The organism is Vibrio sp. Scap24 (assembly GCF_013394185.1).
Lineage (GTDB): Bacteria > Pseudomonadota > Gammaproteobacteria > Enterobacterales > Vibrionaceae > Vibrio > Vibrio pomeroyi.
In genome coordinates this window covers 1,749,380-1,762,752 of sequence record NZ_CP041332.1, presented here as the reverse complement: position 1 = coordinate 1,762,752, position 13,373 = coordinate 1,749,380, and the positions used below count along the sequence as shown (strand labels likewise).

At 45.4% G+C, this 13,373-nt stretch carries 11 protein-coding genes, 2 tRNA genes, 1 rRNA gene and 1 riboswitch; of the genes, 11 read left to right on the top strand and 3 right to left on the bottom strand.

Annotated elements, in window-relative coordinates; all coding sequences use genetic code 11:
* Positions 1-11: 11 nt before the first annotated feature.
* The 3 genes from rrf (at position 12) to FLM53_RS07700 (ending at position 387) form a co-directional block, all read left to right on the top strand.
* Positions 12-127, top strand: a 5S ribosomal RNA gene (gene rrf / locus FLM53_RS07710).
* 45 nt (positions 128-172) lie between these two features.
* Positions 173-249, top strand: a tRNA-Asp gene (locus FLM53_RS07705).
* A 61-nt stretch (positions 250-310) separates the two neighbouring features.
* Positions 311-387: transfer RNA gene (locus FLM53_RS07700), tRNA-Trp, on the top strand.
* Positions 388-541: 154 nt separating this feature from the next.
* Here the strand turns inward: FLM53_RS07700 and FLM53_RS07695 are convergent.
* A protein-coding gene (locus tag FLM53_RS07695) for an IS3 family transposase (protein WP_176679224.1) occupies positions 542-1,779 on the bottom strand; the annotation gives its coding sequence in 2 pieces (ribosomal slippage) (positions 542-1,407 and positions 1,407-1,779; 1,239 coding nt in all).
* A 268-nt stretch (positions 1,780-2,047) separates the two neighbouring features.
* Between FLM53_RS07695 and FLM53_RS07690 the strand changes: the two genes are divergently transcribed.
* The 8 genes from FLM53_RS07690 (at position 2,048) to thiH (ending at position 10,311) form a co-directional block, all read left to right on the top strand.
* Positions 2,048-3,430 (top strand): multicopper oxidase family protein, encoded by a 1,383-nt coding sequence (locus FLM53_RS07690; protein WP_176680625.1) that lies wholly within the window; start codon positions 2,048-2,050, stop codon positions 3,428-3,430.
* Positions 3,431-3,530: 100 nt separating this feature from the next.
* Complete coding sequence (gene crcB / locus FLM53_RS07685; protein WP_029405270.1) at positions 3,531-3,914, top strand: fluoride efflux transporter CrcB; 384 nt, start codon at positions 3,531-3,533, stop codon at positions 3,912-3,914.
* A 62-nt stretch (positions 3,915-3,976) separates the two neighbouring features.
* A riboswitch (TPP riboswitch) is annotated at positions 3,977-4,075 on the top strand.
* A gap of 129 nt (positions 4,076-4,204) precedes the next feature.
* Entirely contained in the window at positions 4,205-6,154 is a 1,950-nt protein-coding gene (gene thiC, locus FLM53_RS07680; RefSeq protein ID WP_017631664.1) for a phosphomethylpyrimidine synthase ThiC, read from the top strand.
* The gene (locus FLM53_RS07675) at positions 6,154-7,446 is read left to right on the top strand and encodes a thiamine phosphate synthase (protein ID WP_176680624.1); all 1,293 of its coding nucleotides are present in this window, start codon (positions 6,154-6,156) and stop codon (positions 7,444-7,446) included. Before thiC ends, FLM53_RS07675 begins: the two co-directional genes overlap by 1 nt.
* Entirely contained in the window at positions 7,436-8,218 is a 783-nt protein-coding gene (locus tag FLM53_RS07670) for a HesA/MoeB/ThiF family protein (protein ID WP_176680623.1), read from the top strand. Before FLM53_RS07675 ends, FLM53_RS07670 begins: the two co-directional genes overlap by 11 nt.
* Positions 8,215-8,424, top strand: a complete 210-nt coding sequence (thiS, locus tag FLM53_RS07665; RefSeq protein WP_176680622.1) for a sulfur carrier protein ThiS — start codon at positions 8,215-8,217, stop codon at positions 8,422-8,424. Before FLM53_RS07670 ends, thiS begins: the two co-directional genes overlap by 4 nt.
* Positions 8,425-8,426: 2 nt before the next feature.
* The gene (locus FLM53_RS07660) at positions 8,427-9,191 is read left to right on the top strand and encodes a thiazole synthase (protein WP_176680621.1); all 765 of its coding nucleotides are present in this window, start codon (positions 8,427-8,429) and stop codon (positions 9,189-9,191) included.
* A 7-nt stretch (positions 9,192-9,198) separates the two neighbouring features.
* The gene (thiH, locus tag FLM53_RS07655) at positions 9,199-10,311 is read left to right on the top strand and encodes a 2-iminoacetate synthase ThiH (RefSeq protein ID WP_116869900.1); all 1,113 of its coding nucleotides are present in this window, start codon (positions 9,199-9,201) and stop codon (positions 10,309-10,311) included.
* A gap of 135 nt (positions 10,312-10,446) precedes the next feature.
* Here thiH and FLM53_RS07650 read toward each other — a convergent pair whose 3' ends face one another.
* Both FLM53_RS07650 and FLM53_RS07645 read right to left on the bottom strand, forming a co-directional pair.
* A complete protein-coding gene (locus FLM53_RS07650) occupies positions 10,447-12,237 on the bottom strand; it encodes an aminopeptidase P family protein (RefSeq protein ID WP_176680620.1) in 1,791 nt (596 codons plus the stop codon).
* A 122-nt stretch (positions 12,238-12,359) separates the two neighbouring features.
* Positions 12,360-13,301: a LysR family transcriptional regulator gene (locus FLM53_RS07645; protein WP_012605070.1), complete on the bottom strand. Its 942-nt coding sequence runs from the start codon at positions 13,299-13,301 to the stop codon at positions 12,360-12,362.
* Positions 13,302-13,373 lie beyond the last annotated feature (72 nt).

Below are 13,373 nucleotides of genomic sequence, written 5' to 3'. Positions count from 1 at the left end.
AGCAAAATTTGCTTGGCGACCATAGCATTGTGGACCCACCTGATTCCATGCCGAACTCAGAAGTGAAACACAATAGCGCCGATGGTAGTGTGGGGCTTCCCCATGTGAGAGTAGGACATCGCCAGGCTTTAAATTATGAACGACTTGTCAGCGACGACAAGTAGTCCACTGCGGAGTGGTAGTTCAGTTGGTTAGAATACCGGCCTGTCACGCCGGGGGTCGCGGGTTCGAGTCCCGTCCACTCCGCCACTTATTCGATAACCTCGCCTAGTGCGAGGTTTTTTTCGAATCTGAAGTAAGATAAAGTTTTAGGGGTGTAGCTCCAATTGGCAGAGCAGCGGATTCCAAATCCGCGTGTTGGGAGTTCGAATCTCTCCACCCCTGCCATATTTAGGCTCTAGCAGAAATGCTAGGGCCTTTTTGCTTTTTGAATCTAATACATTCAGAGCAGCGGATTCCCCGACTTACCAAAATAGCGCGTGTTGGGAGTCTAAACTTCCATCTATGTGTCTCGTCCTAAAATACGTTGACAGTATTTCTACTAAGCCAACAGCGCCAGCTGTTGGCTTTTTTCATGCACCTCATTTGGAGTTTTCATCATGAGACTGAGGTGCGGCCTCATATTGTTATAGATATTGATAGACTCTTTTACTAGTCGTTTAAGCTCCTCAAGACTCTTACACCTATCAAGTAAGAACTCTTGTTTCAGGATCCCGTTTATTCTTTCTGCTAAGGCATTTTGGTAGCAATCATAACCATCTGTCATCGAAGGCATTATGCCGCTAGTTTTCAGTTTATCTTGATATACACCTGAGCAATACTGTAGACCACGATCTGAATGATGGATACAAGAATGATGATATCGACGCTCTTTGATAGCCATATCTAGCGCTTTCACGACATCCGTCGCTTTCATTTCATTACTCAGCTCATAACCCATTATTTTTCGGCTAAAAGCATCTGTAACCAATGATAGGTAGTGAACTCCTTCATCAGATTGAACATAGGTTATATCGCTCACCAACACACTCTCTGGACTACATGGCTTGTAGTCCTTTAATAAGTTCGGGTGTTTCTTCATCCAATGCCGACTATTGGTCGTTTTTGTAAAACTACGCTTAGGTCTTACCAACAATCGCTCAGCGCGTAAGTAGTTGAAAAGCGCATCTCGGCCTAACTTGATACCTTGTTCTTGTAGTCTGGGTTTTATTAAAAAATAGAGCTTCCTAGTACCAACCCGAGGCATATAGCGCCTAATATCCAACACCATTTTTTTAATCGGTTTAAGCTCTAACCGACGGTGATGAGCTCGCTTTTCTCGTTGATAAACACTCTGCCTTGTTATGCCGCAAAGCCTACATACTCGAACTAGACTTATTCCTTCTTGCTTTTGAAGGCTTCTGGCTCCTTGGCTAGATACTTTTTTCTGAGACTGGTTCCGTGCTCAGCATCAAGGATATCAACCACTCTATTTAAGAAGAGGTTCTTGATTTTTTCGTCTTCCAACTCTTTTTCAAGACGTTTTATTTTCTGTGCAGGCGATTCTTTAGGCTTAGGTGATTGGCTCATGACATTCATCCTTGGATTTTGCGCCCAATTCATCTTACCGTGCTTTCGAAGCCAGGTTAAAACGGTTGAACGGCCTTGGATACCATAAATGGTTTGGGCTTGTTTATATGTCATATCGCCTCTTTCTACAGCGGCGACGACCTGTAATTTAAAGCCTAGTGTGTAATCACGCTGAGTGCGCTTAACGTAGGTATTATTTGAAGTAGTCATAATTCGTCCTCAATGTGTAAACACATTTCAGGACGAGACAATGCGATATCTAAAGCCTCAGCAGAAATGCTGGGGCTTTTTACGTCTGTTGGTTTTATTTTTTAATCAATATTCCTTATCTTTAACAGAATTTAACACTTAACAGTGTAAGTACTTACTAACCCCTGTGTCTTTTATAAACAATCGACAGCACAAACCACACTTCTTTATGAGAATTATTCTCAATATTTTGTTACATTTTGGTCGTTATTACTAAAAGGCAACAAATATGGATATTTCCCGTCGTAAGTTTATTCAATCATCTCTCGCTATATCTGCACTAACCGTCCTACCAGCTTGCTCAATGAAGCGGTCTTTTGATGAGCAAGGAAAGTTCGTTTATGACTTAACTGCTGAGCCTTCAACCGCTGAGTTGGTGAAGGGATTTAGTACTAATGTTTTAGTCTTTAATGGACAGATTCCAGCGCCGATTATTCGCTGTCGACAAGGCGAAAAGGTAACGATTCGATTTACAAACAAGCTATCAGAACCGACCACAATTCATTGGCATGGCCTGAGAATTCCGATCGAAATGGACGGGGTACCTTTCTTAAGTCAGCCTCCTATTATGCCCGGTGAAACGTTTGTCTATGAGTTTACGCCACCAGATGCGGGCACATTCTGGTATCACCCGCACATGAACAGTGTTAAGCAACTTGGTATGGGCTTGGTCGGGCTTATTATTGTCGAAGAGAGTGCGCCAGTTCAGTTCGATGAAGAGCATGCTCTGATGCTGAAACATTGGCATATCGACAAACAAGGTCAGTGGAAAGACTTGATGATCCCTCGCCTCAGCGCTCGTATGGGTACGCCAGGAGAGTGGAGTAGCGTCAATGGAGTACATGAACCTATCTATCAATTGAAGCAGCACGCAACGACTAGGCTGCGTATTGCGAATGTTGATAACACGATTACCTATCCGATAGCTATTGAAGGTGCTGAAGCATGGGTCATTGCCATTGATGGTAACCCTGTAAAGACACCTTATAAGCTGACTCAACACAAAATTGGCCCAGGTATGCGTGTCGATCTCGGGTTGATTGCTCCCAAGGCGGGGGAGCGAGTGAATGTTTTGCAAATGAAGGGACGCTTTCCTTTTTCCTTATGTGAGTTTAAGGTTGTAGATTCCACGCTAATAGAAGGCCAAACACTTCCTTCATTGCCTCTCAATCCTGTGCCTAACTTAGATCTCGTTAACGCAGAAGAAATTGATTTTGTGTTTGAGTGGGAAGGAGCGGTATCACCGGTATCTAAAGATGGGAAGTCGATGCCTAAGTTTTGGCTCACTAACAAGCGCGCGTGGGAGGGAATGAGCAAAGACAATATTCCAGATCCGTTGGCGACGTTGGAGTTAGGTAAAACTTATATATTCGATCTAAAGAACGTCACTCAATACCATCACCCAATTCATATCCATGGTCATACATTTACTGTATTGGAACTTGATGGTAAAAAAATAGAAGAACCCTTCCATACTGATACAGTGTTACTAGGGAAAAACGGCCGAGCGAAAGCTGCGTTTGTTGCAGACAACCCGGGGCGTTGGATGTACCACTGTCATGTAATTGAGCACATGAAAACGGGTTTGATGGGATATATTGAAGTTAAGTGACACCTGTAACGTTTAATATTTGCACATGCATTCTTAGTTTCTACCCTCGCTTTTATCGGCGGTAAAGCTAGAATATAGGGACTGTTATTTGGGAGGATTCATGGGTCAGCTATCTATTTTAGGTTTTATTGCCATTGGTGGTGCATTTGGTGCTTGTTCGCGCTATTTGATTTCAGAGTTATGTGTAGTGATGTTAGGGCGTGGTTTTCCTTACGGTACACTAACCGTTAACGTAATCGGCTCCTTCATTATGGGTTTGCTCATCGCCGCATTTGAAAATGAGATGGTTGCGACTGAACCATGGAGACAGATCATCGGCCTTGGTTTCCTTGGAGCCCTGACTACGTTCTCTACATTTTCGATGGATAACGTACTTCTTATGCAGCAGGGTGCTTTCTTTAAGATGGGGCTCAATGTGCTGCTCAACGTGGTTCTCAGTATCTCGGCTGCATGGATCGGCTTCCAACTTTTGATAAAGTCTTAAAACTTTCTTACGATTTGTTAACAACTCGGCTTGGTTTATCCAAGCCGTTTTTATATACTCGATCGAACTTGTCGGAGTGCCATATGGCTGAGACCGTTAACTCGGGATCCGTTGAACCTGATCAGGCTAATACCTGCGAAGGGAACAAGAGTAGATATCTAACTAGAATCCTTCTAGAGATCTATCTCCAGATCACAACTGTATTTCTTACCGTGATCCCTCTTGTAGCATCTAATCCGTCAAGCATTTTTATCCCTATAAATAATGGCTAAAAGCCAAGGAAAAATGCTATGTCGAGTCGTAAACAAGCAAGACTGGAAGCGAAGAATTTCATCGATTCTTTATCCGTACAACCTTATCCAAATTCAAAAAAAGCTTACATCCAAGGATCTCGAGAGGACATTCAAGTCCCTGTACGAGAAATATCCCTCGCAGATAGCCTTGTTGGTGGTACCAAAAAAGAGCCTGTATTCGAACCTAATGAGCCGATTCATGTCTACGATACCTCAGGTGTTTATACCGATCCTACGCATGAAATAGACCTTTATAACGGCCTTCCTAAGTTGCGAGAGCAATGGATTGAAGAGCGTGGTGATACAGAATTGCTCGATGATGTAAGCTCTGTTTACACCAAAGAACGTTTAGAAGATGAAACCCTAGACGACCTTCGTTACGGAAACCTGCCTCGAATTCGTCGTGCTACTGGTGACCAATGTGTAACTCAACTGCATTATGCTCGTCAGGGCATTATCACTCCTGAGATGGAGTACATTGCGATACGTGAGAACATGGGGCGTCAGAAGTTCGCTGATGAACAGCTTAATCACCAACACCCTGGTCATAACTTTGGCGCAAACCTACCCAAAGAAATTACCCCTGAGTTCGTGCGCAAAGAGGTCGCTGAAGGCCGAGCTATCATCCCTTCAAACATCAACCACCCAGAATCAGAACCTATGATTATTGGCCGAAACTTCTTAGTGAAAGTGAACGCCAATATCGGTAACTCTTCGGTAAGCTCTTCGATTGAAGAAGAAGTTGAGAAGCTCGTGTGGTCGACTCGCTGGGGCGGCGATACCGTAATGGACCTTTCTACAGGCCGTAATATCCACGAGACTCGTGAATGGATCTTACGTAACAGCCCAGTGCCGATTGGCACGGTTCCTATGTATCAAGCGCTTGAGAAAGTGAATGGCGTAGCCGAAGACCTTAACTGGGAAGTGATGCGCGATACCTTGATTGAACAAGCGGAGCAGGGCGTTGATTACTTCACTATTCATGCCGGTTTGCTTCTTCGTTACGTTCCTATGACGGCTAAACGTGTGACAGGTATTGTCTCTCGTGGTGGATCTATCATCGCGAAATGGTGTCTTGCACATCACCAAGAAAGCTTCTTATACACACACTTCCGCGAGATCTGCGAGATCTGTGCGAAGTACGATGTGGCTTTGTCACTAGGTGACGGCCTACGTCCTGGCTCTATTGCAGATGCCAATGATGAGGCTCAGTTCTCAGAGTTACGTACTCTAGGTGAGTTAACTAAAGTTGCTTGGGAATACGACGTTCAGGTGATCATTGAAGGTCCTGGACATGTACCTATGCATCTTATTAAAGAGAACATGGACGAGCAGTTAGAGCATTGCCATGAAGCACCGTTTTATACATTAGGCCCACTGACTACCGATATTGCCCCTGGTTATGACCACATTACCTCAGGAATTGGCGCGGCCATGATTGGTTGGTACGGCTGCGCAATGCTTTGTTATGTAACCCCTAAAGAGCATCTAGGTTTACCAAACAAAGAAGATGTGAAGACCGGCTTAATTACTTATAAGCTGGCCGCACATGCTGCAGATTTGGCAAAAGGACACCCGGGCGCACAAATCCGAGATAATGCATTATCTAAAGCACGTTTTGAATTCCGTTGGGAAGACCAATTTAATCTAGCTTTAGATCCAGAAACAGCACGTTCTTTCCACGATGAAACTCTGCCACAAGAGTCGGGCAAGGTTGCTCACTTCTGCTCTATGTGTGGACCTAAGTTCTGCTCGATGAAGATTTCTCAAGAAGTTCGCGAGTATGCGAAAGACACAGAACAAGTAGCCGCTGATCAGGCTATCGAGATTAAGATGCTAGATAACCCGTTGGAGGGAATGCGTCAAAAATCACAAGAGTTCCGTGATACTGGCTCTGAACTTTATCACCCTGCAGTAGGCGCAAAAGAAGCTCAATTAGAGGAATAATGAAAGTGAAGATTCTCATCCCATCTCAATACATCGAGTTAACGGGGGAGGTTCAAAACTGTCTATTGGTTGCTAAACGACAAGGTTTAGCAACTGATGCAGTTGAGTTGGGTGTAAGCCCAACTCGATACTTCTCTATCGTTGATGCTCAACAGGCATTATCTATTGGCTTTGCTCATGATGTTGATTCATTGGCGGAGTGTCAGTTAGCGCAATTGAACCACGTTGTTGATTACAGTAATTCAGTTGCGTTGACCGATGTTTGTACTGCTTTGACTCAAGCTTCGAACACCGTCTATATCGGAGTCTCCGATGATTCAGCTGTGTTAGATATCTGGTCACACTTAGATGCTAATCGTGTTATCAAGAGTGACACTACAGCTCATCAAGAATTAGATAGTCGTGGCCACTTTGCTTGGTTACTTACTTTATTGGCGTTGGAATTTCCATTGGAAGATGCGCTGGTTTTAGCTCGCGCTGCATCGAATGTTTCACGTGGAACATGGCCTGCACATTATCGAGATTTTCCTATCCCTATCCTTGAAGACGAGCGACTGAATATCAGCGTTGGTTGGGCCAACCAAGGGATATCACTTTCTTTCCCTGAGTTAACAAAGAATAGCCTCGGCTTATACCCGGTTGTTGATGACGTTGAGTGGATAGAAAGGTTGCTTAAACTTGGGATTAACACTGTCCAACTGCGTATTAAGAACCCTCAACAAGCCGACTTAGAGCAACAAGTCGCACGATCTATCGAACTTGGTCGAGAACATAACGCTCAGGTTTTTATTAATGATTACTGGCAGCTTGCACTTAAGCATGGTGCTTTTGGTGTACACCTTGGGCAAGAGGATATTGAAGAATCAAACCTTTCCCAACTGAGCCAAGCGGGTATTAAGATCGGTCTATCGACTCATGGTTATTATGAGTTACTGCGCATCGTCCAAATCAATCCAAGCTACATTGCACTAGGCCATATATTTCCGACCACAACAAAACAGATGCCATCGAAGCCTCAAGGTTTGGTGCGTTTATCTCTGTACCAACAGCTAATTGATACCATCCCATATACAGAAGAACTTACTGGTTATCCGACGGTTGCTATTGGTGGTATTGACCAATCGACAGCTGCGCAGGTTTGGGGTTGTGGTGTATCGAGTTTGGCGGTTGTGCGTGCGATTACATTAGCGGAAGACCCACAGAAAGTGATCGAATTCTTCGACAACTTGATGGCTCCTAACTCTTCAATGACGAGTAAAGAGGTTATGCGGGAGCCTAGCTATGTTGAGTGACTTTGAGTTCATCCGTTATCAACGACAAATTGCATTGCCTGAGGTGGGTGAGCAAGGGCAACGAAACCTGTTAAACAGCCATGTGTTGGTGATTGGTTGCGGCGGTTTAGGTAATGTCGCTGCTCTTTATCTCGCAGCTTCTGGTGTGGGAAGAATTGTGTTGGTCGATGATGACTGTGTGGATTCGTCCAACCTACAGAGACAAGTCGCGTTTAGGGAAAACCAATTAGGTTCATCTAAGGTTGAAGCACTCAAACAACAACTGAATGAGCTCAATGATCGCAGCCAAGTAAGAACCATCAATCAACGAATGAGTGAAAGCCAACTTGAATTAGAAGTCATGTTGGCTGATCTCGTGTTGGATTGTACTGACAACTTCGCGTCACGGCAGCAGGTTAACCGAGCTTGTTTTAAAGCTAATACACCTTTGATATCGGGTTCTGCAATCGGCTGGAAAGGTCAATTTATTGTCTTTGATTATCAGAACCAGAAAGGGTGTTACCACTGCCTTTTCCCGTTTGAACACCATCCACAAACAACGCGTTGTAGTGATAGCGGCATCATTGGTCCAGTGGTTGGAACGATAGGTAACCTTCAAGCTCTTGCTGCTATTCAGCGTATTAGTAGTGGCGAGTTTAAAGTCGCAACACATCAACTAAAGCTGTTCGATGGCAAGACCATGAACTGGCAAAACCTAATGGTCACGCAAGATAGCGATTGTCCGGTTTGCAACACAACGGCGATCCAACACCTACAAGAAGAAGCACAATGAGCCACATAACTATTTCTATAAACGAGCAACCAGAGCAAGTCGCGCAATCGTCGTCTCTTTCAGACATCATCCAAGCACTATCGCTACCTGATTTAGGGTGTGTATTTGCTATCAATAACGTGGTTGTACCACGCAGCCAGTGGCAACAAACCATCGTCAACGAAGGCGATTCGATCTCTCTTTTCCAAGCTATTGCAGGGGGCTAACCATGTTAACCATCGCAAATAAAACGTTTCAATCACGTCTGTTCACTGGAACCGGCAAGTTCGCAAACAAACATTTGATGGCGAGTGCTATCGAAGCTTCCGGTTCTCAACTGGCAACCATGGCACTAAAGAGAGTTGATATTCGTTCTGAGCAAGATGATATTTTGCAGCCAATTATTGATGCTGGCGTAAATCTACTTCCGAATACCTCTGGTGCGAAGAACGCGAAGGATGCGATTTTTGCCGCACACTTGGCTCGCGAAGCACTAGGTACTAACTGGTTAAAACTTGAGATTCATCCGGATCCCAAGTACTTGATGCCAGACCCAATCGAGACACTTAACGCTGCTGAGCAACTAGTGAAAGATGGCTTTGTTGTGTTGCCTTATTGCCACGCTGACCCTGTATTGTGTAAGCGCTTAGAAGAGGTAGGTTGTGCTGCTGTGATGCCACTCGGTGCGCCGATTGGTTCGAATAAGGGCATCGCGTCAGCCGACTTCCTCGAGATCATTATCGACCAAGCTAACGTCCCTGTTATTGTTGATGCTGGCATTGGTGCGCCATCACATGCTGCACGTGCAATGGAAATGGGTGCAGATGCTGTGTTAGTGAATACGGCGATTGCTGCTTCTCAACAGCCTGTTGAAATGGCAGTTGCCTTTAAGCTGGCAGTTGAAGCGGGTCGTATGGCTTACCTTGCTGGGTTAGCTGGTCAGGTATCTCACGCGGTTGCTTCCAGTCCGCTAACCTCATTCCTATACGAGTAGTATTGCCATGACGTTTGTTGATCGATTTAAACAGCTCAACTGGGATGACATTGGTATGTCCATCTTCAGTAAAACGGCGGCGGATGTTGAACGTGCTTTGAGTAAACCCAAACGCGACTTAGAAGATTTTAAGGCTTTAATTTCTCCGGCAGCAGAACCTTACTTAGAGCAGATGGCACAACAATCGTTGGCGCTAACGCGTAAGCGATTCGGTAATACGATGTCGCTGTATATTCCTTTGTACTTATCGAACTTGTGTGCGAATGCGTGTACCTATTGTGGCTTCTCAATGGAGAACCGCATCAAGCGTCGAACATTAACCTTGGATGAAATTGATGCCGAGAGTGCGGCCATCAAAAAGATGAAATTCGATAGTGTGTTGTTGGTGACCGGTGAGCACGAAACTAAGGTTGGGATGAAATACTTCCGTGAGGTGCTACCGAATATCAAAGCGCAATTTAACTACCTTGCGATGGAAGTGCAGCCGCTTGATCAAGACGACTACGCGGAACTCAAAACCCTTGGCTTAGATGCTGTGATGGTTTACCAAGAAACATATAGCCCAAGTACTTACGCTGAGCATCACTTGCGTGGCAACAAAATGGATTTTGAATACCGGCTTGAAACGCCTGATCGTCTGGCAAAAGCGGGTATTGATAAGATAGGGATTGGTGCTTTGATTGGCTTGGAAGACTGGCGAACAGACTGCTTCTTCGTGGCCGCTCACTTGGATTACTTAGAGCGAACTTACTGGCAAACGCGTTACTCGATTTCATTCCCACGCCTTCGTCCGTGCGAGGGCGGTTTGCAGCCTAAGTCGATTATGAGTGATAAGCAGTTGGTACAACTTATCTGTGCTTATCGATTATTAAACCCTGAAGTTGAGTTGTCTCTTTCGACTCGTGAGTCTGCAACGTTCCGCGATAACGTATTGCCGTTAGGTATCACTAGCATGTCTGCCGCGTCAAAAACTCAACCTGGTGGTTATGCTTCGGGTGAGGAAGAGCTTGAGCAGTTTGAGATAAGTGATGAGCGAAGTGCGGCTGATGTTGAGGCTATGATTCGTCAACGCGGCTTCGACCCAGTATGGCGCGATTGGCATAGCGCTTACTCAGGCTAACTCATATCTTGGTTAATGTTCCACGTGAAACATCAATGATGTGAAATCGACAAACAAAAACGGCTACCTAAGGGTAGCCGTTTTAATATTTAACTGAGGCAACTAGTTTTGGTCAGTTACCTGCCTAGCAATGTATTAAGCGTGAGCAAGTGGTGTTGTTGATTGGCGTAACCATTCCAACGTATCACCTTCAACTAATGGACTAACATCATTCCATACTTTCTGGTGGTAATCGTTCAGCCACGCGAGTTCAGGTCGTGTCAGTAGATCGACGTTGATGTTGCGCTTATCGATAGGGCAACGTGTTAGTGATTCAAACGTTAGTACTGAGAAGTCACCTTGAGTAGGAAGCTCAACTACCAATTCTAGGTTCTCGATGCGGATACCAAACTCATCAGCACGGTAGTAACCCGGCTCGTTTGATAACACCATACCTTCCACTAGAGGTACGTCGATTAGCTTCTTAGAGATGCTTTGCGGACCTTCATGAACACTTAGGAAGTGGCCAACACCGTGACCAGTACCGTGGTCGTAGTCGAAGCCTTCTGCCCATAAGTGCTGACGCGCTAGGATATCAAGTTGGAAACCACGAGTGCCCTGTGGGAAACGTGCACGTGCAATGCCGATGTGACCTTTAAGCGCTAATGTGAACTGCTGAATCATTTCGCCGCTTGGTTGGCCAATTGCAATAGTACGAGTGATGTCGGTTGTACCATCTAAGTACTGACCGCCTGAATCGACTAGGTACAGAGTATTCAGTTCTAGCTGACCTGGTTCAGGTTGGTTCTCATGGTTGTAGTGACACATAGCTGCGTTTCCGCCTGCTGCTGAAATCGTGTCAAAACTTAGGTCCATCAGCGTTGGGTCTTGCTCGCGGAACGATTGTACTTTGTCAGCCAATACCGCTTCGTTGTGTAGGTTACCTTGCGCGACTTCAGCATCAATCCAAGACAGGAACTTAGCCATCGCAACACCATCACGAATGTGACACGCTTTCATACCGGCAATTTCAGTTGCATTCTTAGCAGCCTTTGGCATTAAGCACGGGTCTGCTGCTTCAATGATATGAGCACCTGCGTTTTGTAGAACAAGCGTGTACCAAGCGTTGCTTGTGCCTGAATCAACTGACACATTCTTACCTTCTAAAGATTGAAGACGTGCTTCAAGCTCAGATGGGTGAGAAACACGAATACCATTACCAACGTGCGCTTCAAAGCCAGCAGGGATACGAGCCGGGTCTAAGAAGAAGTCGACGCTTTCATCGGCGTGAATGATGGCATTAGACAATACAACCGGTAGGCGAGACACGTCCAAACCACGAACGTTGAGTAACCAGCAAATCGAGTCTAGTTCAGTAAGGATAGCGGCATCTGCACCTTTGGCTTTTAGTAGGCCTGCAATTTCAGCGCGTTTGCTTTCACTTGATTGACCAACGGCGTCGGTCGCCATTAGGCGAACATCAGATACAACAGGCTCAGGACGATCAGACCAAAGCTCATCAATCGGGTTTGCTGTTAATGTCGTGAGTTCGACTTTATCAGTCAGTTTTGCTTGTGCGCCTTTCAACCACGCTGCTGTGTGCATACGTGGGTCAAATGCAACCTTGCTGCCTTGGGCTAGTGAATTGATGATCCAATCTAAAGCCGGCTCTTCAATAAGGTGGCGATACTCAAATAACTCTGCTGGTACCTGCTTACGAACCTGAACGGTATAGCGACCATCAACAAAAATAGCAGCGTTTTCACGAGTGATGACCGCTGCACCTGCAGAGCCCGTGAAACCAGTTAACCAGTGAAGTCGCTCGTTATGAGCTGGAACGTACTCGCCTAGATACTCATCTTCGTGTGGGATGATAACCGCATCTAGTTGGTTTGCTTCAAGCCAAGCTCGAACCGCAGTAACGCGTTCCGCAGTGATATTGTGCATCTGTGTTTATCCTTATTGTTAGGGTCCTTGTTAACACTCACAGTAGATATACATGTGAGGGGACTTATTAGGTCAATAAGCTAGCGCTTTTGTTCGTTGGCTGCAAACGCTGTACGCCATTTTTATCTAAGGTGCAGAGTTTTTTCTTTGATGATATCTCGCAACCAAGTTAACGCTGGGTCATTTTCTCTATCACGGTGCCAAAACAGAGTGTATGCCATCGGCGGGAATTCCATCGGCAGAGGGACAACGACTAAGTCGAGCTGCTTGGCAACAAGGTAGGTGAAGTGACTTGGTGCCGTAAACACAAAGTCAGTGTAAGTGCACAGGCTAGCCGCACTGTTGAAGTCGGGAACAGAAATAGCGATATCACGTTGGTGACCAAGGTCGGCAAGTTTGTAGTCGAGTAACCAACGATCGTTACCATCACACCTTACTTGTACATGACGCTGTGCGAGGTAGGTTTCCAGATCCCATTTGCCGCTCAGAGCAGGGTGGTTACGTCTTAGCACACACATTTGTGCATCGCGATAGATCTCTTGTTCGCAAATATCGTCTGGCGGCAACATGGTTAAACGCGCGTCGTTGATGTCGATATCCTTACCCGTGAGTCCGATATCCAGTTCACCAAGCTGCAATTTCTTAAAGGTTTGCTCCGTCCAAGCGTGAGTGTTGATATTCACCTTAGGGGCTTGTCGAAATATCGCCGGTAAGAAGTGGGGAAGAATAAGCGGGTAAACACTTTCAACTGCCGCAATGTGAAAACTGTGGTCACTGTTATTGGGAATGAACGTCTCTGGTTGGGTGAGCACATCAAGTTGGTTGATCAGCGTTTCTAATCGAGGTTTGAGAAAGACTGCCTTTGGTGTTGGTCGTAGGCCATGAGCACTTCGCGTGAAAAGGGGATCATTAAATTGCTCACGAAGTTTGGCTAATGACTTACTCACGGCTGACTGGCTTAGGCACAATCGATGTGCAGTGCGAGTAACACTCAGCTCTTCCATCAGTACCTGCAAGCAAACTAATAGATTGAGGTCGAGGCGTGATAGTTTCTCGATATTCATGTGAGTTTCCTATTTGGAATAATGCTAATGAGTATATGCCATTTTTGTTCATATCTTTAGTTGGTTATTATG